We start from the raw sequence: 22,558 nt of genomic DNA on the forward strand, positions 1-22,558 counted from the left end.
CTTTTGCTGATGAACGCTTGGACTCACTGTTAAACGTACTTGATAAAACGATTAAGGAAGCCGATACTTATGTGCAGATTAAAGAAAACAAACTCCATGAGTTGAAAAGAGAAGCCCGAAAGACAGCTCCTCTTTCTATTGAACGCTATCATTTGAATAACGCTATCTATCTTGAATATAAAGCATACAGTTCTGATTCTGCACTCCATTATCTGAATGAAAACTTGCTGCTTGCAAGACAGTTGAATGATAAAGAGAGAGAACTTAAAATTCAATTGGAGTTATCTTATTTGTTATCTTCCATCGGAATGTATATGGAAGCGGCAGATATATTAAATTCCATTGATCGCCAGACCCTTCCAACATCTCTTTTGGGCCATTATTATACATGTTATGAACATGTATATTCTGAAGCGGGAGCCGCACAACCACGATATAAAATGTTTGCTTCCCGCTATGTAAAGTTGAGTCATGTATATCGGGATTCTATGGAGGTTACATTAGATTCGTCTTCGGCTACTTACCTGTGGTTGCGTGAGACGCAGCTAAGAGAGGCCGGGAAATATGATGAGGCTATGGAATTCAGTGACCGCCGGCTCGCAGAAGCTTCTTTTGGCACTCCCCAATATGCATTGGTGGCTTATCAACGTTTCCGTCTTTTTGAGAGCATGGGCAAGAAAGACGAACACTTATATTATTTAGTACTTTCAGCTATATCAGATGTACGTTCCGCTATTAAAGAACAATCTTCTTTGATGGTACTGGCACAAGAACTGCATGGCAAAGGAGATTTGAAACGTGCCTATGACTATATCAATTTCTCATGGGAGATATCACAATTTTATAAAACGAGGTTGCGGAGTTGGATGAACATCACCCCGCTTTCCATGATTAATGGGAATTATCAGGATATTATCAAGCAACAAAATCGGGAACTGCTGATTTATATTACGTGCGTAGCCTTGCTGGCCTTACTGTTGGTGGTAGCGTTAATCTATATTTACCGACAGATGAAAGCCCTTTCCATCGCTAAGAAAGGATTACAGGAAGTAAACGAACGGCTGTTCTCTTTGAATGAAGAACTCGAAGAAGTGAACCGCCATCTTCGTTCCACCAATCTGGAACTTTCAGAGTCCAATCTCATTAAAGAAGCCTATATCGCCCGTTTCTTTAAATTGTGTTCTGTATATGTAGACCGTTTGCAAGCATACAGAAAGTTGGTAAACAAGAAACTGCAACGTGGGCAAGTGGCAGAATTGTTGAAAATGACACACCTTAGCAATGATATTGTAACCGTTGAAGTGCAAGAATTGTATGCGAACTTTGATTCCGCTTTCTTGCATCTCTTCCCTAACTTTGTGGAATCGCTTAACGAATTATTGTTGCCCGAAGAACAGATTGTTTTGAAACCAGATGAATTACTGAATACCGAATTGCGTATTTTTGCTTTGATACGTTTGGGAATAAAAGACAGTTCGCAGATTGCAGAGCTTCTGCATTACTCGGTAAATACGATCTATAATTATCGTTCAAGAGTGAAGACCAAAGCACGTGTTTCACGAGATGATTTTGAAGATTTGGTGGCAAAAATCCGTTAATAAAATCTGTGCCGAATCTACCTTTTAATGTGAGCTTGTTAAGTATTAATATGTTTATTATCAGATAGTTATTTCTTTGAGTGGATTATGCATTTCCACTTATATTCCCTTTGCTATTTTTTATCGGGGCATTTCCCTCTATTTTTGTCATAACCGAACGGAACGAACTGATTCCGCTTTCGGGAGTTCTTTTTTTATTAACCTTTATAGAAATACAAATGAAAAATGAATTACTGCATTTTTTTGTTCCGGAAAAAGGAAGAACAAAACGCCGGCCTATAAGCTGGATCTGCTGTTGGGCTATTCTATTGGGGATAGTTTGCAACGCTTGCTCTGACGATGATCCTGTGAAAAAGAATCCTTACCTGCAAGTAAGTACTCGTGCCATGCTGAAAGAGGTGGTAGAGGTCAAATTCAACAACATTGATGGAAATACCGATATTACTGTCGATTTTGGTGACGGGACGGTCAAGGAGGGGAAAGCTGCCACCCCTATCACTTATGCCTATACCCAGAGTGGTGACTACACACTACACGTTACGGCAGGTCAGTATGAGGTGCAGAAGAGAATCCGTATCTATAATCTATTGGCGTTGACGGAGGCGATGAAGCAATTCAGAGAGCCGGATAACAAAAAAGTATGGGTCATGACACACCGGGCACATACGTCCGACAGAACTGTTCCTGAGAATTCAGTCTCTTCCGTAGAAGATGCCATTGATTCAGGAGCTGAAGTGATCGAGTGTGATACTCATGTGACAAGTGACGGAGTGGTAGTGGTTTGCCATGACCAGACGATCAATGCTACAACGAATGGCACAGGTGACATCACGAAAATGACCTATGCGGAAATACAGAAGTACAACTTGAAAGACCGGAATGGCCGGGTGACTGATGAAAAGATGCCTACTCTGGAAGAGTTTCTGAAAGCAGGACGTGGTAGAATCTATTACAATCTCGACTACTCTCCGCGTACAGCAACTTCGCAACAAGTGGTGGATATCGTGATGAAACTGGATATGATGGAATCTGTATTTTTCTATTGTAACAGTGCGCAGAAGGCGGAAGAAGTATTGGGCATTACTTCCAAGGCACATGTGTATACATGGACAGGAAGTCATAAACCGATGATAGGATTACCGGGCAACTACTTCGTGCAATACAGCTACCTGACGAATGGGAAAAGCACTCCTTTGGGAAGTTCAATCAATGATGGAATGCTTGCTACGGTGAATATGCTTCCTGCCAGTGGCAGTAGTGTGTCCGAATGGACGTTGAACGAGACTTATCTGGATGAACTCTTGCAAATCTATCCGATGGTATGTATGATACAGACGGATTTACCGGACTTGTTGATTCCGGCATTACAGGCAAGAGGGCTTCGTTAACTTTATCATCTAATATAAAAATCATCTATTTATGAGAAATATTTATTGTAGAACGTGTACCTGTCTGTTAGGTATATTGCTGATGCTGTTTTCCGGCATCCAGGCAAGGGGAGCTTCCTGGGAAGTGCAGCAGGAACGTAAAATATCCGGTACGGTGATCGATGAAAAGGGGGAACCTGTCATCGGAGCTTCGGTGGTGGTTGTAGAGACAAAGCAAGGTAGCATTACCAATATGGACGGTAAATTTCAGGTGAGTGCTCCGCAGAACGGACATTTAAAAATCTCTTATATCGGTTATGAAACACAAGAAGTGGCTATCAAGGACCGGCAATTACTAAAAATTGTGTTGAAAGAAGAATCCACTGCTTTGAATGAAGTGGTAGTGGTGGGTTATGGTACGATGAAACGGAAAGAAATGACTTCGGCTATTTCGCATGTCGGTGCGAAAGACCTGAATCAAATATCCAGTCTTGATGCTTCCATGTTGTTGCAGGGGAAGGTATCCAGTGTTTCTGTTTCCAATACGGCTTTGGCCGATCCGAATAGTACGGGAAGTATTCAGATTCGTGGTATATCATCACGTAATGCCGGGTTGGGTCCGTTGATTGTTGTAGATGGAGTGCCGGGAGGTGATATGACGAATATTAATCCTGCGGATATTGAATCTATCGATGTATTGAAGGATGGTGCCGCTTCTGCTATTTATGGTACACGGGGTAGTAACGGTGTTATCCTTGTTAATCTGAAAAAAGGAACCTGTGACGGGGAAGTGCATACTACTTACAGTGCTGCCGTCACTTTCAATAAAGCAAAGAAAGAGCTGGACATTATGAATGCGGAGGAATATCGTGCTTATCGTACGGTGTCTAATCCACTTTCCGATATGGGAGCCAGTACAGACTGGTTTGATGCCGTTACCCGTTTGGGAGTGACACATATGCACACGTTAACCTTCTCCGGAGGTAATGCGAGGACCAATTATCGCGTAACAGCCGATTACCGTAAAGCGCAGGGAATCGACTTGCGTTCCGACCGTCGGGAATATGGTGCACGTGCCACCATCAGCCACACAACGAAAGATGGCCTGTTTACGTTTGCAGCCAATATGACTCCCCGTGTCATCGACCGGAACAAGTCAGCCAGTGTGTATGGCAGCGTTATTAAGAATAATCCGACGATGCCGGTTTATGATCCCGAATCAGCTAATGGGTACTATCGTTTTCCGTCCGGAGGAGATAGCTCAAATATTGTTGAGCAATTGAATGAGGAAGAAAATGGTACGGAGATTAAATTGCTGGAATGGAATGCTACTGCTGCCGTTAATTTGCTGCCGTTGTTTAATCCTGCAAATCCGAATATGGTCTTGAAATCGCAGGTTACTGTTTCACAGTATCAGGTGGATAAGTTCAACGGATGGTTCATACCATCTACTTACGGTCCTAATGTGAATTCGGGCGTTGCCGGAAAAGCGAGCCGAGACTTTGATAAAAACACCAATAACAATCTGGAATGGGTGACCAACTTCTCTACACGTATGAAGGATCACCAAATCCGTGCAATGGTAGGTTATAGTTATAATTACGGTGTAAGTTCGGGTATGGGAGCTGAAAACTGGGATTTCTCTTCCGACGGATTGACGTATAATAATCTGGGCTCCGGTCTGGAAGCAGCCAAAGAGGGAAAGACCATGATGAGTTCTTATAAGAATGACCATAAACTAATCAGTTTTTTCGGACGTGTCAATTACGACTGGAAAGAGCGCTATCTGTTTACTTTCTCTTTACGTCACGAGGGCTCTTCCCGCTTCGGTGAGAATCATAAATGGGGTAATTTCCCGGCTGTATCTGTCGGTTGGCGTATTTCGGATGAAAAATTTATGAAAGGACTTTCATGGATTGATGACTTGAAAGTGCGTTATGACTATGGTGTAACCGGTAATCAGGAAATAGGTAACTACCAGTCTTTGGCTACTTATAAGGCTTATGGCTGGTATCAGTATGGCGGCAATAACTTCCATGTATGGGGACCGAGCAAGAATGTTAATTCGGAACTTCGTTGGGAGAAGGGACACAACCAGAACATCGGTTTGGACTTCTCGCTCCTCAAACACAAGGTGACCGGTTCATTTAACTATTTTCACCGTAAGCAAAGCGACTTACTCGGTAGCTATTCCGTATCGGTTCCACCTAATTTGTTCTCTACAATCTATGCCAATGTAGGTACATTGCGCAATACCGGTTTCGAGCTTGATATAACAGTCAATGCTGTCCGGACAAAAGACTTCACTTATAGTTTCACATTAGTGGGCGCTACTAATAATAACAAGTTTGTCAGCTTCTCCAATGATGTGTACAAGGGACAGAAATATTACTCCACCTGTAGCATGGCAAACCCCAATAATCCGGGATATTTGCAGCGGATTGAAGAGGGAGAGCGTATCGGTAACTACTTCACATACCGTTATGCGGGAGTGGATAAAAAGGGTGACTGGTTGATTTATGACAAGAAGGGAAATGTAATCCCTGTATCCCAAGGTACGGAAGAAGACAAAGCAGTAACCGGAAACGGTTTGCCGAAATTCACCGGTTCTATGACGCACAACTTCACTTACAAGAACTTCGATTTGACTGTTGCTCTCCGTGGTGCTGCCGGATTTGACATCTTTAACGTGCACGATTTCTATTTCGGATTACAGAGTATGAGTACCAATCAGTTGACCACCGCTTATTCGAAGAATGCCCATATCACAACAGGTAAGAATGTGATTACCGACTATTTCATCGAACCGGGTGATTACCTGAAGATAGACAACATTACTTTAGGATATACGATGAACCTGAATAAGAAGTACATCGAAAAGATACGCCTGTTCGGTACAGCTAACAATCTTTATACGTTTACGAAATTTACGGGTGTAGACCCTTCTACATACGAAGTGAATGGACTGACACCGGGTACTTTCGGAGGAGGATACAACTATTATCCGTCTGCTTTCCAGTTTATTTTAGGTTTACAAGTAAGTTTTTAAAAGAAAAACAATTATGAAAATAACAAGATATATTATAGGATTGGGTATGATGGCAGGTACAGTGCTGGGGTTACCGTCTTGTACTGATCTGTCGGAAACGGTGTATGACCAGGTGATGTCCAAGAACTATTATAATACGAAACAGGATGTTATCAATGCTGTATTCCGTCCTTTTGAACACATGTACTGCTGCATCTGGATACGTCATGAGAATGAAGAACTACCGGCGGACCAACTGATTACTCCTACTCGTGGTACTTGGTGGTACGATGGAGGATTGTGGGAAATGTATCATCGTCATCAATATGATGATATCAATCAAGGGGACTGGTTGAGTGAATGGGATAACTTTTATGTAGGCATTGGCCAATGCAATATGGTATTGGATGACTTGGCACAGTTGAACCCGTCTAATTTTGGTTTAAGCGACAGTGAATTTGAAAGTTTTAAAGCACAGCTGCGTTGTATGCGTGCCTGGGGTTATCTCCGTCTGTTGAATACACATCGCAACTGTATTCTAACAACTACGTCGGATCAGGCAGTGAACGAACTGCCGGAAAACCGGAAACAAGTTTCTCCGCAGGTGATGTTCGATTTCATCGAGAGTGAATTGAAAGACTACTGTCTGACAGCTTTACCCTCCAAGAGTGGACAATCCGGCAATGGCAGCCAGCAGGGACAGTTTACCAAAGCTGCTGCGGCATCTTTATTGGTACGTCTCTATCTGAATGCAGAAGTATGGATCGGCCAGGCTAAATGGCAGGAATGTATCGATATGTGTAAACGTATCACTGGGGGAGAGTTCGGATATTATGCGATTGCTGATAATTGGTATGCACCTTTCGACTGGAATAATGAAATGTGCAATGAGGTAATCTTTGGTTTCCCCGGTTCTTATGGACTGACCAGCTGGCATCTGCAAAATGACAGAAGAACGGTTTACGGCCGTGGTTTGCCTTATGGCAGTGCGTATTACCTGAAGATAGAAGGAAATGGCGAACGGAATCCGAAATATGCACTTTCACCGAGCTATGACAACCAGCAACCACGCGAACTGTTTGACTATGGTTTGGGAATGGTTACGCGGAAGTTTGCTAAATATCAGGGAGATATACGATATAAGCAATATGTAAACACGGGTAATAACACACGTGAAGGTATGTTCTTTCTTGAAGGTAAGATTGCCAACTCCGCTGTCAGTGGAGGATATGCCAAGAATCCGGATAATCAGTATGTGATTTATTTGCGTGACCAGGTCGGACGATTTGAGGGAAATGCAGAATCAGGCTATATCTCCAATCCGGCTTATAAGGAATCCAAGTTGGGCAATGGTGACTTCAACTCCGGGCTTTACTGTGTGAAGTATCCTTTCTATCCGTTTACCGGAGGTTATTATATCGAGTCTGACTACACGGAGATTCGTTTGGCCGAGATTATTTATTCGCAGGCTGAATGTCTTCTCCGTCTCGGACAGGCGGGTGAGGCTGGCAAGTTGCTGAACAGCGTACGTAAACGCAACTATGAAAACTTTACAGCGAATATCGCTTATCAGCCGGAAGGTAACGTTGTGCTCGATCTGAAAGAAATGTTGGATGAGTGGGGACGGGAATTTCTGGCGGAAAGTCGTCGGCGTACAGATCTGATCCGCTTTGACAGGTATCAGGAAGCATGGTGGGATAAACCACGAGATGCAGACGATCATTATGAGTTGTTCCCCTTGTCGCAGACGCAACTGGAACAGAATGAATATCTGAAACAGAATCCCGGTTATCCGGATATTTCCCGGTGAAATCGGTGAATTTGCGATTATTCTTATCTAATGTACAAGTTAAAAAAGAAAGAAAATGAAAAATAGATTATTCATAATATCGAAGCTATGTATGCTGGCTTTCATGATTCTGTTGGCACAGGGATGCCAGGAAGATTATGAGATGATAGACCCGCCTATGATGACGGATTACGATGACGATCTGGACGAAGAAGTGATTATGCAGAAAGGATTGGAGAGTTACTTTGTGACTCAATTCGGTGAAGGTGAGATGGATGGCAGTTCTTGGGAACAGGCACTGGATGCGGCTGGCTTCCGTAAGTTGTTGAGCGGTTCAATCGATCTCTCCAAGAGTACGATTTATATGAGTCAGGGAAAATATATAATGTCCGAAGAGAGTGGGCTTGGTGTAATCGTCCGCAAGGATGTCAAAGCGATTAAGGGCGGGTATAGCCAGTTTAGTGAAGGAACGGATGTTTCGGCACGTGATATAGATGCGTATGTGACAGTCATCAGTGGTGATGTGAACGGAAATAAGCAGGCGGATGCCGGTGATTGTGGTTTGTTGCTTGTCAAGAAAGGGCATATAGCTATTGAAGGGGTTACTTTTCAATATGGGTATGTGTCTGAAGCGGATGCGAGTACTACCGAATGTGGTAGTGGCATTTACGTGAGCGGCGGTGCCGGCGATACTTCTATTGAGTTGACCGATTGCGTGATTAGAGATTGTAAGTCGGGAGTAACGACTTCTGCCAAGCAGGGTGGCCCGGCTGTTTTTGTATTGTCGGGACAGGTACGATTGAATAAGGTAAGCTTGTTGGACAATACGGCTGCAGGTCGTGGAGGAGCTGTTCGTTGTAGTAGCAAGACGGCAGTGGTATTTATGAATGGCTGTCTGCTGAAAGGTAATTCTCATAACGGTTCGTGGGGAAATGGTATTCAGATGTCGGAAGGACATATTTGTATAAACAATACCACGCTGATAGAGAATATGGGGACGGGTGCCGCTTTGAACGGAGGAGGTAGTATATTGCTGACTAATAACACAATCATTGGAAATGCGAATGACAGTCATGGGGCTGTGCGCTGTGAGACGGGAGTTGGCGGTGATACGAAGTTTATTAATAATCTGTTGATTTCTGAAAATCCTTCGGCTCCGAGTTTTAATCTGAATGGTAGTAATTTTGAGGCTTTCTCGAAAGGATATAATGTGTATCAGCGTGTGACGGGGATAACGATGAGTGCGTCCGATACGGCTTATCCTAATCAGGTGAACGGTGCGCTGAATGAGGAGGGAGTGTATGTGTGGGATCTTAATCAGATTGGTTCGGTAAAAGGATATGCTACCAGGCAGGCGGTGATAGAAGTTGCGAAAAGCTTTAACCCGGTGGCTTCGCCTATTGCTAATTTGGGAGAAGTGTTTGTGGAATGGATCGGTGAAGATGCTTTCGGAATAGACCAGCGGGGAGTGACTCGTAATGCCAATAAGATGCAGGCCGGTGCTTATGATGCTGTTCTGGCCAATTAAACTCTAAAACGACTGTAACATGAAGAAGATATTTTATATAATAGCTTTGGGCGTCGGACTAGCCGGATGCTCAAATAATGAGGATGAATTACTGTCAACGGGTAGTTTCCCCGAAGACCATGTAATCCGTATCATTACAGAAGTAAATGAACCTTTGTCGCGTGCAGGGTATGATGCAACGAATCTGGAACGTTTCGGATTGATGATCCGGAACAGCGAGAATGCTGCTTATAACTATCATAAGCAAATGGTTGGTTCCGGAAGTGCCTGGAGTACGTCCGACGGTCAGCAGATGCTTTGGGATGCGGAAAGAACGCCGGTGACGATGATAGCGTATGCGCCTTATATGAGTGAAGCCGCTCCGGATGCCTCTTTGGCAGTCAATGCTCTTACCAATCAGGCTACTGAGGAGAATGTGAAGTCCTCCGATTTTTTGTTGATGAAAGCAACAGTCGATCCGGAGCAGGATTTAACTGCGGATGGAAAGCTGAAAATCTCTTTGAGTCATGCCATGAGCAAGCTGATTATAAAAATCACAGTCAATGGAACGACAGATGCTGCGATGAATAAGTTAGGGGATATGTCTATCAATGGGGCTGTTGTTAATGGCATTTGTGATATGTCGGCAACGGTTCCGATGGTTGTTCCTGCGCCAGATGCCGTGGTGGCTACTGTGGCTCCCTATAAAGGGACGGAATCTTGCGAATGTATTCTGCCTCCACAAAAAATAGCAGAGGGCTTCTCTGTGAACTTCAGCTATGACGGGAAACTGTATATCTGGACTGCAAAGGAAGCCATTGAATTGGAAAAAGGAGTGGAACATACCTTGACTCTCAATGTAAACACAACTGTCCGATTGGCTGCTAAGATGGCCAGAAATTGGGCAACCGGACAACTTATCGACCGGAACTAAAGAAGGAGGAGATATAAACTATGAAGATTACAAAACTGATATTGGCTGCCTATTTGTTGATGGGTATGGCGGCTTGTGATACAGATAAGGATATAGCTGTGTACAGTGAAGATTCCGGTGCTATTCAGATTGAAGCTGTAATTAATACCGTCTTTACACGTAGTAATCCCGATGCAACGGGAGATCTGCAGAAACAATTTAATGAGGGTGATGAAATTCAGTTAAGTTGTGAGGATGGATATCTGAATTATGTACTTTCGGAAGGAAAATGGGTGCCGACCGATAATTATTATTTAAGATGGGGGGAGGAACCGGTAACTTATTCGGCTTTTTATCCGGTAGTGAACGGAGCCAGTACGGCTAATTTTACGCTTCCCACAAACCAGCAACGTTTGGAAAACCTGGCTAAGGCCGATTATATGACGTGTACCGTAGAGAATGCAACGGACGATGGTTCCCGTATTCTCCGTCTGGGTATGAACCGGAAAATGGCAAAAGTGATTATGACGCTTGCAGATGTAGGCGGACAAGCTAAGGTTCAGGGAGTAAAGATTGGTTCCTATCAGGGATATACAAACGGGGAAGTGGTATCGGGTACTTCTTTAATATCCCCTTTCATTACAGTTCCCGAAGGTGGTAAGGCAGGACAGGATGGTTGTATGTATACTGCCATTGTGGCTCCCGGAAAAGCCGGGACAACTGCTACCTTTGTCTCCTTAAACTATTTGGGCGAAGATATGGTGTTGCCCGGTATACCGGAACTGAAACCCGGAAAGTGTTATGAATTCACATTAAAAGTGGAAGGCTCGATCATAACTATCAGTGAACCGATTGTTTCTCCGTGGGATAGCGGTACTTTGCCGGGCGGAGATGCGGAAGAACTGCAACTGGCGGCTTACTATGTGAAAGAGCAACCTGCCGGAAATGCAACCGGTATGGATTGGGATAATGCAATGGGAGTAGATGCGTTACGCAACTTGTTGCAAACGAATAGTAATAGTGAAATTTCCAATGCTAATGCAGTCAAACTGGATGGTAAAAAGATTTATGTAGCTGCGGGATCTTATGAGATTGCGAAAGAAAACTCCGGAGTGAAGATAGAATATAGCGGTTATAGTAAACAAGTGGAAATAACGATTGAAGGCGGATATGATCCTTCAAGTACGGGAACGGATTTAACGAAACGTGACGTTGCTAAATATACGACTGCTTTCGTCAGAAATACCAGTAGTGGAGCATCTGCGACGTCCAACTCTTTATTAGTATTGGGTAATCAGACAAATATTATTTTCGATGGCTGTACTTTCAATGGACAATATGGATTGAATGATGCAGGAAGTGTTCGTGCCGTGTTTGTTGCGGCAGGTGGAGGTGATGCAACTCTGCAACTGAATAATTGTGTCATAAAGAATTTCAATCGTGGAAGCGATGGTGGAACGGATGGTGGAGCAGCCGTTAAAGTATCAAAAGGAAGAGTCTTGTTAAATCAGGTGGAAATGGTGAGCAATAAAGCGACAGGGCGTGGAGGAGCCATCACTACTACCGCAGCAAACAGCTTCCTGTTTATGAATAATTGCTTGTTGCATGAGAATTATGCACCAACCGCTTGGGGAACTAGTATTCATGCCGGAAATGGATATGTCTGCATGAATAATGTAACCGTACTTGGCACGGCAGCTACAGGAGGAAATAGTATCACTGTCAACGGAGATGCTTACTTTATGCTTGCTAATACTACGATTGTCGGCAATTCAGGAAATCCGAATGGTGTTTTCCGTGCAGGGAAAAATGCTTCTCTTGTGGTCAACTCTTTATTTGCCAAAGGAGCCGGAAATAGAACTATTTATGTAGGTAATATCACTTCCGGTGGATACAATGTATATCAGGCGGCAGATGCCGGTTGGGGAGCAGTTGCTACGGATACGGATTATTCATCTCAAACTCTTCCTATTGCTACTTTAACGGATGGCGTTTATCAATGGACTGTGACCAGTGTTATTGATGAATTTGCAACCAGGCAGGCTGTGATAAATGCAGTGAAATCCTTTGATGCAACTGTGGGGCAGCAATTTGTAGACTGGGTTGGTGAAGCCGGCTTTGGAGTGGACCAGCGTGGAGCAACCCGTAATGTCAACAAGATGCAGGCTGGTGCTTATGATGCAGGATTGTAACTGTGACCAAAATATAGTAGATATTGAATTAAGTAAGAAGATTAAATAACAAATGAAAGATATGAAGAAAAGCAAGTTTATAGTGCTTTTGTTGCTGTTCTGTTTGCAGTCAGGTTTCCTGGCTGCACAACGGGCGGAGCTCATTCGCAAAGATGTATTGAATCCGCACTTGGATAAGGTTTTAGTGGTGGCGCATCGCGGAAATTGGAGTATTGCTCCCGAAAACTCTTTGGCGGCTATCGATAGTGCTATTCAGATGAAGGTGGATATTGTAGAGATAGATATCCGTAAGACGAAAGACGGTGAGTTAGTTCTCATGCATGACGATACGGTAGATCGCACTACCAATGGTACAGGAAAAGTAAAAGATAAAACGTTGGCTGAAATAAAGCAATTCCGGTTGAAGGATAAGGATGGCCAGTTGACGGAACATACTGTTCCTACTTTGGAAGAAGCATTGTTGGCAGCCAAAGGTAAGATTATGGTTAATCTGGATAAGGCCTACAGCATTTTTGATGATGTATATATTATATTGAAGAAAACCGATACTGCTGATTTAGTTATAATGAAAGGTGCTCAACCGGTGGAGACGGTGAAGCGGGAGTTCGGTTCTTATCTGGATAAGGTGATTTATATGCCTGTCGTAACGATTGATGAGGAAAAATCAATGAAGGTTGTTGAAGATTATATGGAACAGTTGCATCCGGTTGCGTTTGAGCTTTGTTACAGAAATGCTTCTAGTCCGGTACCTGCCAAAATGGAGCGCAGGCTGGCAGGGAAAAGTCTGATCTGGTATAATACTTTGTGGGCTTCTCTGGCAGGCGGGCATGATGATGAGGCTGCAAAGAAAGACCCGGATGCTAGTTATGGGTATCTGATAAACAAGTTGGGAGCACGAATCCTTCAAACAGACAGTCCGGCTTTTATGCTCAATTATTTGAGAAGTAAAGGGTGGCATGACTAATCACTAAGACTACATTTATGAATGATATAAAATTTTCTTTATGGACAGTAGGGTGGCTGTACATCCTATTTTTTGCAGGCGGTTGTAAATCGACGAATGATTCGGGAGCTCCGGTTTCTTTAACTTGGGAAATGGGAAACTACGATGAAAAGGGTAAATATTATGAAAATTCATTTCTGCTGAAGAATATATCAGATACTCCTGTAGGAAAAGAATGGGAGATTTATTATTCGCAGTTTCCCCGTACTATCCGCCAAGATGCTTCGTCACCGGTTAGAGTGGAGCAGGTGAATGCAACCCTTTTTAAAATGTATCCGGGAGAGGGCTTTATCTCATTAGCTCCGGGAGATTCATTGAAAGTGATTTTCCAGTGTGATGGGGAAGTGCCAAAGAATTCGCATGCGCCCGAAGGAAGCTACTGGGTGAGCCAGTCGGGAGCATCGAAAGGTAAGCCACTTCCTGTAACATTGAATAACATACCATTACCTATGACGGAATGGCAAAGAACGATTGCCCGGAAAACGTACGAAACAAACCTTCGTTTGAACAATGCTATTACTCCGGAGTTTCGCTTGACGGATATAATACCTTCCATAAAAAAGGTGATTACTACCGGAGGTAATATCTTGTTAGAAAAACAACTAGCTTTGACTTTCCATGAGGATTTTGCCAATGAGGGAAAACTGCTAAAAGAGAAACTTTCCGGATGGTATGGTTTGGAAGTAGTGCCGGAAGCTCCGGTAACCATTACTCTGGATTACCTTTCTGACAAAAAGAAAGCAGTTAATGAGGAATATTATGAATTGAGTATCGACGGTCAGCAGATCAGGATTAGCGCTACTACTCCGCATGGTATTTTTAACGGAACGCAGACCCTGTTGGGGTTGCTGAAAGGACAGGAGAGTCCGTTTCGGTTGGAAGCAATGTCTATAAAGGATTATCCGGATTTATTATATCGGGGACAGATGTTGGATATTGCCCGGAATTATACAACGGTGGATCACTTGAAGAAACTGATTGATATTCTATCTTCTTACAAACTGAATGTGCTTCAGTTCCATTTCTCGGATGATGAAGGTTGGCGGCTGGAAATTCCGGGGTTGGAAGAACTGACTGCCATCGGATCACGACGGGGACATACTACCGATGAAAAAGATTGGTTGTATCCGGCTTATGATGGTGGATATGATCCGTGTGCCGCTACATCGGGAAATGGTTATTATACCCGGGAGGAATTTATTGATTTATTGCGATATGCAACCGAAAGACATGTGCAGGTAATTCCGGAAATCGAATCTCCCGGCCATGCGCGTGCGGCAATTGTAGCAATGAATGCACGTTATCGGAAATACATCGATACAGACCCGGAGAAAGCGAAGGAATATCTTTTGAGTGACTTGCAGGATACTTCCCGATATGTTTCCGCACAGGCCTATACGGATAATGTTATGAATGTAGCCTTACCTTCCACTTACCGTTTTATGGAGAAGGTGATTCAGGAAATTGTGAGCATGTATAAGGAAGCGGATGCGCCACTGACCACCATTCATTTAGGTGGTGATGAGGTGGCTAAAGGGGCATGGATGGGATCACCCTTATGCAGAACGCTCATGGAAGAACAGGGAATGGAAAAGGCACATGATTTGGCCGAATATTTCATTACCCGGGTGGTTGATTGTTTGCAACAGCATAATTTATCTTTTAATGGCTGGCAAGAAGTAGCTTTAGGGCATAAGAAAGATACTCATACTTATTTGGCTCAACACGCATCCGGTATCAATTCGTGGAAGACTGTTCCCGAATGGAAAGAGGATGAAATTCCTTATCAGATAGCCAACAACGGTTATCCGGTTATTCTCTGCAATGTGAATAACTTCTATCTGGATTTGGCTTATGATGCTCATCCCGATGAACCGGGACATTTCTGGGGCGGATATGTGGATGAATCCAAAGCCTTTTCCATGCTTCCATTCGATGTCTATCGTTCTTCCCGTACGGATATGGCGGGAAATCCGGTTGAGATCAGTTCCGCAGGAAAAGGAAAAACGGCTTTGACCGCATCCGGCAGGAAACAGATAAAAGGCGTACAAGCCCAACTGTTTGCCGAAACAATTCGAGGATTTCAATGGGTAGAATATTATATGTTCCCTAAAGTGATAGGACTGGTAGAGCGTGGTTGGAATGCACATCCGGACTGGGAAACTCTTTCCGGAGCAGCAGAGCAACAGGCTTTTGACCGGGATCTGGCACTATTTTATGAGAAAATCAGTGTAAAGGAAATGCCTTATTGGAGCCGGATGGGGGTAAACTTCCGTTTACCGCATCCCGGACTCTTCGTGAGAGATGGACTTCTGTATGCGAATACTCCTATCGAAGGAGCACAGATATGTTATACGACGGATGGAACTGAACCGACGATTGATTCGACACTATGGGAGACCCCTGTAACGTGCCAGTCTGCTGTTGTAAAAGCAAAACTGTTTTATAGGGATAAGCAAAGTGTGACCAGCTGTTATTTACAGTAATTAGTGGAATAGTATAGCAGCCTTAGATACACAAGTTTTTTGTTTGTGTATCTAAGGCTGCTATGGATTTTATTCAGAAAGGCTTGGCTCATCAAGAAAGAGAAGTTCGAAATAAAAGAATGAAATGAACAATGTGAATGGATAACTGAGTGTTGGTCGGCTTATGATTGGTGATATAAATATAATAAATATTAATAAACTCATCCGCAACTAGGAAATATCCCCCATTTGAGAGTCTATATAAATAAAAGAATGAACTTACTTCTTATATCATAAATGAACATGAAATTCAAAGCATTGTTACTTGGCCTGTCTGTGATGGCTGCACTGCCTGCTTTTGCGCAGAAGCCGGTGTACTTGGACACAGGTAAGCCTATCGAAGAGCGAGTGAAAGATGCATTGAACCGGATGACCCTTGAAGAAAAGGTGAAGATGATTCATGCACAGTCTAAATTTAGTTCGGCAGGCGTTCCCCGCCTCGGAATTCCCGAAGTATGGGCTACTGATGGTCCTCACGGTATCCGTCCGGAAGTCTTATGGGATGAATGGGATCAGGCAGGATGGACAAACGATTCCTGTATTGCTTATCCGGCACTGACGTGCCTTGCTGCTACATGGAATCCCGAAATGTCTCATCTTTACGGGAAAAGTATCGGTGAAGAGGCGCGTTATCGCAAAAAAGACATTCTGTTGGGCCCCGGTGTGAATATCTACCGTACACCCTTGAACGGACGTAACTTCGAATATATGGGAGAAGACCCGTATCTGTCCGCCACTATGGTGGTTCCTTACATCAAAGGTGTACAAGAGAACGGGGTAGCTGCCTGTGTGAAGCATTATGCCTTGAATAATCAGGAGTTCAACCGTCATACCACCAATGTACAATTAAGTGATCGTGCTCTTTATGAAATATACCTGCCTGCTTTTAAAGCAGCTGTCCAGGAAGGTGGAACATGGTCGATTATGGGCTCTTACAATCTCTATCAGGGAGAGCACGCCTGTCACAACAAGCGCCTGCTTAAAGATATTCTTCGTGATGAATGGGGCTTTGATGGTGTTGTAGTGTCCGACTGGGGAGGTGTGCACAATACCGAGCAGGCGATTCACAATGGCATGGACCTCGAGTTTGGTTCATGGACGAACGGACTGTCTGCCGGAACGAGAAATGCCTATGATAATTATTTCCTTGCTTTCCCTTACCTGAAATTGATAAAAGAGGGTAAAGTAGGGACAAAGGAACTGGACGAAAAGGTTAGTAATGTCCTTCGTCTGATATTCCGTACTTCAATGGATCCGCACAAACCATTCGGCTCTTTAGGTTCTCCCGAGCACGGGCAAGCCGGACGTGAGATAGCTGAAGAAGGAATTGTATTGTTGCAAAATAATGGTAACGTACTGCCTATCGATTTGAATAAAGCTAAGAAAATAGCCGTTATCGGTGAAAATGCCATTAAGATGATGACTGTGGGCGGTGGTAGTTCTTCTTTGAAAGTGAAATATGAGATTTCTCCGTTGGATGGACTGAAAAGCCGTGTGGGTTCAAAAGCGGAAGTGGTATATGCCCGTGGATATGTAGGCGATCCGACAGGAGAGTATAACGGTGTGAAAACCGGTCAGGACTTGAAAGACAACCGTTCGGAAGATGAACTGCTTGCAGAGGCTTTGCAAGTGGCTAAAGATGCCGATTATGTTATCTTCTTCGGTGGCTTGAACAAGAGCAATCATCAGGATTGTGAAGATTCGGACCGTGCTTCTTTAGGTTTGCCATATGCACAGGATAGAGTGATTAGTGAACTGGCAAAGGTGAATAAGAACCTGATTGTGGTCAATATCTCCGGCAATGCTGTGGCCATGCCTTGGGTAAATGAAGTACCGGCTATTGTACAGGGCTGGTTCCTGGGCTCGGAAGCCGGAACAGCTCTTGCTTCCGTATTGGTAGGAGACGCCAATCCTTCGGGAAAACTTCCTTTCACCTTCCCGGCAAAACTGGAAGATGTAGGGGCTCATAAACTGGGCGAATATCCGGGCAATAAGGAAGAACTGGCACAGTCTAAACATAGAGGAGATACGATTAATGAAATCTATCGGGAGGATATTTTTGTAGGCTACCGCTGGGCGGACAAAGAGAAAATCAAACCGTTGTTCCCGTTCGGACACGGATTGAACTACACTACTTTCGCTTATGGAAAACCCTCGGCTGACAAGAAAACAATGACAGTAGATGATACTATCTCTTTCACGGTCAATGTGAAGAATACAGGAACTCGTGAGGGGCAAGAAGTTGTTCAGCTTTATATCAGTGATAAGAAATCCTCTCTTCCTCGTCCGATCAAAGAGTTGAAAGGTTTCCGGAAAGTGAAACTGGCTCCGGGCGAAGAGAAAACGGTAACGCTGACGATTGATAAGAAAGCATTGAGCTTCTTCGATGATGCTAAACACGAATGGGTGGCCGAACCGGGCAAGTTTGAGGCAATGATCGGCAGTTCATCCAGAGATATTAAAGGTACTGTACCATTTGAGTTGAAATAGGTAGATGTTTTGTTAGAGATTTTTTTAAGGAGATGACAGAGAGTCTGGGTACTCGGAAAACGCTAAGTGATTGCAACAAATCGACTTAGCGTTTTTTTATTGCCTAATTTTCCCTGCGTTTGCAAAAAATAGTAAGAAAGTAGTCGTTTCGCTTGGTAAAGTGTTGTATCAGAAGTAATTTTGGGAAAAATAACAATCAAGGTAACCTATTATGGAAAAAGGTATTTGGCAGGAAATAGAGGAACTGTATAAGGAGTTTCAGCAACTCGGTATCAGTCAGTCGGTGGACTATGAGAAGTACTACCTCTATTCTCTTATTACCCATTCTACAGCCATTGAAGGTTCTACACTAACCGAAATGGATGCACAGCTTCTTTTTGATGAAGGTGTAACAGCTAAAGGAAAGCCGTTGGTATATCATTTGATGAATGAGGACCTGAAGAAAGCATACGAGCTTGCTAAAAAGGAAGCGGAACGCAATACTGTTATAACTCCTGCTTTCTTGCAGAAGTTAAACGCTACTTTGATGCGGACAACAGGGGGAAGGCATAATACAATAGGCGGCTCTTTCGATTCTTCCAGAGGTGAGTTCCGTTTGTGTGACGTTACGGCTGGTGTAGGTGGGCGTTCTTATATGGGTTATCAAAAAGTACCTGTTAAAGTAGAAGAACTTTGTTTCTTGTTGCAGGAACGGCAAAAGAATGTGGAAACGTTCCGTGAACAATACGAATTAAGTTTTAATGCTCACCTCAATTTTGTGACTATTCATCCTTGGGTGGATGGTAACAGGAGAGCAGCTCGTTTATTGATGAACTATATTCAATTCTGCTATCATCTTTTCCCCGCTAAGATTTTTAAGGAGGATAGGGCAGATTATATCCTTTCTTTACAACAGGCGCAAGATGATGAAACCAACCAGCCTTTTTGGGATTTCATGGCAGTGCAGTTGAAAAAAACACTGTCTTTGGAAATACAAAAATATAAAGCTTCTCACAATAAAGGATTTAGTTTTATGTTTTAATCTTGTAGGGCTTCTTTTGATAAGACTTCCACCCATTGTATATTGTGTTGTTTTTCATTAACGAAATCACCGTTACAGTAACGGCTGTTGCATTTATTAATATCGAACTTATGTAATTCTCTAATAGTTTTAAATAAAGTTTCACCAGTTTCACCGTTAGCTGAATAGTTATAGACCAGATATTTATGGTGAAAGGAAACGCAAAATATAGAAATATTCATCCTTCACACTCTTCACCGTTCTTTTTATATGCTATAAGCTAAAGTAAATATGCTATAAGCAAAAACGAATATGCTATAAGCTAAAATTAATAAGCTCATAGCAAACGCTCCATCAAGTATTAACACTTGAGTTATAGGCCATTAATACTTTGTATCTAGGCTATTAATACTTGAGTTGTTGGACATATATACCCAAGACGCAGGATATATATATCCAACATGCTGGCTATATATGCCCAATACATTGGCTATATATACCCAACAAATTGGATGTATAGACACTTAATCTATACGATATAAGCATTTCCACGATGCTATATTGCTATTTATTTCTCTGCATTTTATCTTTGTGAAGGAGGTGAAGGATGGTTCTTTATTTTTTTATGTACCTCTTTCACCATAAACATTTGATTTAGAACTATTCAGCTAAAGGTGAAACCGGTGAACCTTCCATATGAATCTTATAGTAACAAGTAGGCTTTAGGAAGTTCTGCCTTAAGCTTATTGCTGTAAACTTCAATTTATACTGATTTTCTTTTCTCTTTTCTGATTTTATATTCTATCTTTGTAGTGCATTCCATTTTAAACCACGGCGGAGAACCTGCCGTATCAGTGTGGCGGGCTTTTTTATGCCCGTCCCATTAATCCTATATGGCGGTTTCGCACCCCCATGTAGGATGTTAGTGCACCTACTGCTGTCGTGGATAGTGGAATGCAATGGGACAGGCGGAACCGCTTCTTTTATTCCTTAAAACTACCTTTCTGTATCGCCCCATTGAACTTAATTTATTCACCATTTAATTAAAATTCTTATGGAAGAAGTTTTAAGCAACCAGCAGGCTCGTCCGGGGGACACGACGCAACTCATGCACGCTATCTTTTCATCCGATGATGAAATGATGTCTTTTTATCTGACCCTCAATTGTTTTATGAATCCTGAAAGCTATCTCTCTTGTTTTCTTTGCTTTCATCATATACTTTCTTTGCTTTCTGCAAAAAAATAACAATTTCTCACTGATAATCAATTACATTCGAGCATTTATTTATTAGTTGTAGAGAATTTGACATTTAATGCATGTACCTATTTCCGTAGAACATATACATTCCTTGTATCAGAAAGTTGATGTATAGATAATGATAGATTGAAGCGGTAAACATCTTTCTCCGTCTTTTGGAGCGCGATGCTATATACTCTTTTTACATTCTAATAGAAAAGTGAGGTTATCGTTTACCTAATGTCAACAGACTTTCCGGTCCCATATTGAACAACAAGTCTATGATACTCAAATTAGGTAGAAAACTCAGTTTGGATTCGAAAACCTGATAGTAAGGTTGTGGAACAAACTCTGTATCTACTTCCCGGAAATCCTTTTTGGGATGGATGACTTCCCGAAAATCGGATTCTCCGGGAGCAAACTCCATCTTATATTCACTAGTACGCTCCATAGTGGGGTGAATATCTATCAATTCACAGACCATCCGGCATAGTTCTTCGTTGAAATCGATTAAAAACTCGTATTTCTTTTCGTAGAAAGGGCGGAAGTCGTCTTTGTAATATTCAAAGAAAGGAGTACTGTTGTAGGCCGATTCGATGGCGTTCCAGTGCAGATGTCTCCAGTTGCCGTGGTCGGAAATGCGGATGTCTTTCATCGGACACTTCAGAGTGTCGGGTTTTACGGTTGGGATGGAAAGAGCTAATTCGCCGGATGGTCCGGCAATGGTACACCGGTTACGGTAGGTTTGTTTGATGTAGTGGTCATGTTGTTCTACAAACACTTTGTCATAAGTCAGAAGTTTGGTATAATATTCGACGGGAGCGAGATAAGCTGAAGATAAATAGGCTATTTTCATTTCTTTCATTTTAATTCGTTTAGGGAACTCTATAGTTGAGGATATTATTAAGGAGTTGTTTCTTTTATGAATCGGAAATCAGAAGATTATTCCACTGTTCTGAAAAAACGGTTCCATCGGTATCCGTCAAACAGTCCCGTGTCTTTTTCTTTGGAGAACCAGATGACGGAGGCTTTTCCGATGACATGGTCTTGCGGGACAAATCCGAAAAGACGCGAGTCGGAGAAGTTGACGGTATTGTTAGACCCCATCCAATAATAATCTTTTGTGAAATAACAGTGTTTCGTGGGCTTTCCGTCCACGTAGAGGGTATCGTTTTTTATCTCTGCCTGTTTGCCTTCGTGCATCACGAGCGTATTTCGTAGCAGGGTTATGTTCCAGGGATAGACACGTATAAATTGCCCCTTTCCGGGAACAATCAGCGGATTCGGATCAGTGTTTTCCTTGTTCGACAGAGGTTGAACGAAGCACTCTTTTCCATTCATCGCCTGTTCCAGCAGATAGTATTCATAACGGCTGAAACTGCGCACGTGGGTACTGTCATTGCTTCCCATCAATTCGTCGTTGGTGATGGAAAGAGTATGCATCAGTGAGGTTATCAGATTTTCTTTTGAAGCGGGGTACGAATAAAGTCTTTTCTTATCCGGGTTGAACTGTGCCTCGGGAGAAATAACGGAGAAAAGGGAATCAACAAATAAGGTGTCACCCGGCATTCCGAGGCAACGGCTGATATAGATTTCCCGGCGGTCGATGATAGGTTCCCGGATTCCGGCCGGATTATTGAACACTACGATATCTTGTCGCCGTACAGGACTTTCGCACCAACGATGATAAGAAAAGAGCGACATGAAAGGAATTCGCAACCCGTAACTCCATTTATTCACTAAGATACGTTCACCCTGGAAAATGGAGTTTTCCATACCGGTGGAAGGGATAAGGCAGGACGTAAAAGCAAATCCCCGGAGTAGAAGCACTACGACTACTGCTCCGGCAAATGCTAGTATCCATTTGAATTTACGAATGTTCATTAATATTTATCACCTTATCACTCTA

General features: G+C 42.9%; 14 protein-coding genes. 12 read left to right on the top strand and 2 right to left on the bottom strand.

Annotation, left to right across the window (positions count from 1 at the left end; translation table 11 throughout):
• The 12 genes from AAHJ11_RS19875 to AAHJ11_RS19930 form a co-directional block, all read left to right on the top strand.
• The coding region (locus tag AAHJ11_RS19875; protein ID WP_413580062.1) for a DUF6377 domain-containing protein at nucleotides 1-1,598 on the top strand (1,598 nt) is incomplete at its 5' end.
• Nucleotides 1,599-1,816: 218 nt separating this feature from the next.
• Nucleotides 1,817-2,986 carry a glycerophosphodiester phosphodiesterase family protein gene (locus AAHJ11_RS19880; protein ID WP_195649823.1) on the top strand — a complete coding sequence of 390 codons (1,170 nt, stop codon included), beginning with the start codon at nucleotides 1,817-1,819 and terminating at the stop codon, nucleotides 2,984-2,986.
• A 31-nt stretch (nucleotides 2,987-3,017) separates the two neighbouring features.
• Nucleotides 3,018-6,014 carry a SusC/RagA family TonB-linked outer membrane protein gene (locus AAHJ11_RS19885; protein ID WP_320975018.1) on the top strand — a complete coding sequence of 999 codons (2,997 nt, stop codon included), beginning with the start codon at nucleotides 3,018-3,020 and terminating at the stop codon, nucleotides 6,012-6,014.
• A gap of 13 nt (nucleotides 6,015-6,027) precedes the next feature.
• Nucleotides 6,028-7,803 (top strand): RagB/SusD family nutrient uptake outer membrane protein, encoded by a 1,776-nt coding sequence (locus AAHJ11_RS19890; RefSeq protein WP_217721731.1) that lies wholly within the window; start codon nucleotides 6,028-6,030, stop codon nucleotides 7,801-7,803.
• Between the two features lie 55 nt (nucleotides 7,804-7,858).
• Nucleotides 7,859-9,310, top strand: coding sequence for a right-handed parallel beta-helix repeat-containing protein (locus AAHJ11_RS19895; protein ID WP_298044665.1), 1,452 nt, complete (start codon nucleotides 7,859-7,861; stop codon nucleotides 9,308-9,310).
• Between the two features lie 19 nt (nucleotides 9,311-9,329).
• On the top strand, nucleotides 9,330-10,223 hold the full coding sequence (locus AAHJ11_RS19900; RefSeq protein WP_320975017.1) for a fimbrillin family protein: 894 nt from the start codon (nucleotides 9,330-9,332) through the stop codon (nucleotides 10,221-10,223).
• Nucleotides 10,224-10,243: 20 nt separating this feature from the next.
• Nucleotides 10,244-12,394 carry a fimbrillin family protein gene (locus AAHJ11_RS19905; RefSeq protein ID WP_320975016.1) on the top strand — a complete coding sequence of 717 codons (2,151 nt, stop codon included), beginning with the start codon at nucleotides 10,244-10,246 and terminating at the stop codon, nucleotides 12,392-12,394.
• Between the two features lie 61 nt (nucleotides 12,395-12,455).
• Nucleotides 12,456-13,358, top strand: a complete 903-nt coding sequence (locus AAHJ11_RS19910) for a glycerophosphodiester phosphodiesterase family protein (RefSeq protein ID WP_320975015.1) — start codon at nucleotides 12,456-12,458, stop codon at nucleotides 13,356-13,358.
• A 17-nt stretch (nucleotides 13,359-13,375) separates the two neighbouring features.
• Nucleotides 13,376-15,883: a family 20 glycosylhydrolase gene (locus AAHJ11_RS19915; protein WP_320975014.1), complete on the top strand. Its 2,508-nt coding sequence runs from the start codon at nucleotides 13,376-13,378 to the stop codon at nucleotides 15,881-15,883.
• Between the two features lie 276 nt (nucleotides 15,884-16,159).
• Nucleotides 16,160-18,412 carry a glycoside hydrolase family 3 C-terminal domain-containing protein gene (locus tag AAHJ11_RS19920; protein ID WP_320975013.1) on the top strand — a complete coding sequence of 751 codons (2,253 nt, stop codon included), beginning with the start codon at nucleotides 16,160-16,162 and terminating at the stop codon, nucleotides 18,410-18,412.
• A 211-nt stretch (nucleotides 18,413-18,623) separates the two neighbouring features.
• Nucleotides 18,624-19,433 (top strand): Fic family protein, encoded by an 810-nt coding sequence (locus AAHJ11_RS19925; RefSeq protein WP_320975012.1) that lies wholly within the window; start codon nucleotides 18,624-18,626, stop codon nucleotides 19,431-19,433.
• 1,033 nt (nucleotides 19,434-20,466) lie between these two features.
• Nucleotides 20,467-20,658, top strand: a complete 192-nt coding sequence (locus AAHJ11_RS19930; protein ID WP_195649839.1) for a hypothetical protein — start codon at nucleotides 20,467-20,469, stop codon at nucleotides 20,656-20,658.
• Nucleotides 20,659-20,875: 217 nt separating this feature from the next.
• On the opposite strand, the gene AAHJ11_RS19935 is transcribed toward AAHJ11_RS19930, so the two are convergent.
• Nucleotides 20,876-21,514: a WbqC family protein gene (locus AAHJ11_RS19935; protein WP_148365460.1), complete on the bottom strand. Its 639-nt coding sequence runs from the start codon at nucleotides 21,512-21,514 to the stop codon at nucleotides 20,876-20,878.
• 77 nt (nucleotides 21,515-21,591) lie between these two features.
• On the bottom strand, nucleotides 21,592-22,533 hold the full coding sequence (gene lepB / locus AAHJ11_RS19940) for a signal peptidase I (RefSeq protein WP_320975011.1): 942 nt from the start codon (nucleotides 22,531-22,533) through the stop codon (nucleotides 21,592-21,594).
• Between the last annotated feature and the right edge of the window lie 25 nt (nucleotides 22,534-22,558).

The sequence above is a fragment of the Bacteroides sp. 90-K9/2 genome (assembly GCF_047310725.1).
In the GTDB taxonomy this organism is placed as follows: domain Bacteria; phylum Bacteroidota; class Bacteroidia; order Bacteroidales; family Bacteroidaceae; genus Bacteroides; species Bacteroides vicugnae.

Coding starts and splice junctions, on each gene's coding strand:
- AAHJ11_RS19935 (WP_148365460.1), bottom strand. CDS start 21,514: ATGAAAGAAATGAAAATAGCCTATTTATCTTCAGCTTATCTCGCTCCC.
- AAHJ11_RS19910 (WP_320975015.1), top strand. CDS start 12,456: ATGAAGAAAAGCAAGTTTATAGTGCTTTTGTTGCTGTTCTGTTTGCAG.
- AAHJ11_RS19915 (WP_320975014.1), top strand. CDS start 13,376: ATGAATGATATAAAATTTTCTTTATGGACAGTAGGGTGGCTGTACATC.
- AAHJ11_RS19890 (WP_217721731.1), top strand. CDS start 6,028: ATGAAAATAACAAGATATATTATAGGATTGGGTATGATGGCAGGTACA.
- AAHJ11_RS19885 (WP_320975018.1), top strand. CDS start 3,018: ATGAGAAATATTTATTGTAGAACGTGTACCTGTCTGTTAGGTATATTG.
- AAHJ11_RS19880 (WP_195649823.1), top strand. CDS start 1,817: ATGAAAAATGAATTACTGCATTTTTTTGTTCCGGAAAAAGGAAGAACA.
- AAHJ11_RS19895 (WP_298044665.1), top strand. CDS start 7,859: ATGAAAAATAGATTATTCATAATATCGAAGCTATGTATGCTGGCTTTC.
- lepB (WP_320975011.1), bottom strand. CDS start 22,533: ATGAACATTCGTAAATTCAAATGGATACTAGCATTTGCCGGAGCAGTA.
- AAHJ11_RS19900 (WP_320975017.1), top strand. CDS start 9,330: ATGAAGAAGATATTTTATATAATAGCTTTGGGCGTCGGACTAGCCGGA.
- AAHJ11_RS19905 (WP_320975016.1), top strand. CDS start 10,244: ATGAAGATTACAAAACTGATATTGGCTGCCTATTTGTTGATGGGTATG.
- AAHJ11_RS19925 (WP_320975012.1), top strand. CDS start 18,624: ATGGAAAAAGGTATTTGGCAGGAAATAGAGGAACTGTATAAGGAGTTT.
- AAHJ11_RS19920 (WP_320975013.1), top strand. CDS start 16,160: ATGAACATGAAATTCAAAGCATTGTTACTTGGCCTGTCTGTGATGGCT.
- AAHJ11_RS19930 (WP_195649839.1), top strand. CDS start 20,467: ATGGAAGAAGTTTTAAGCAACCAGCAGGCTCGTCCGGGGGACACGACG.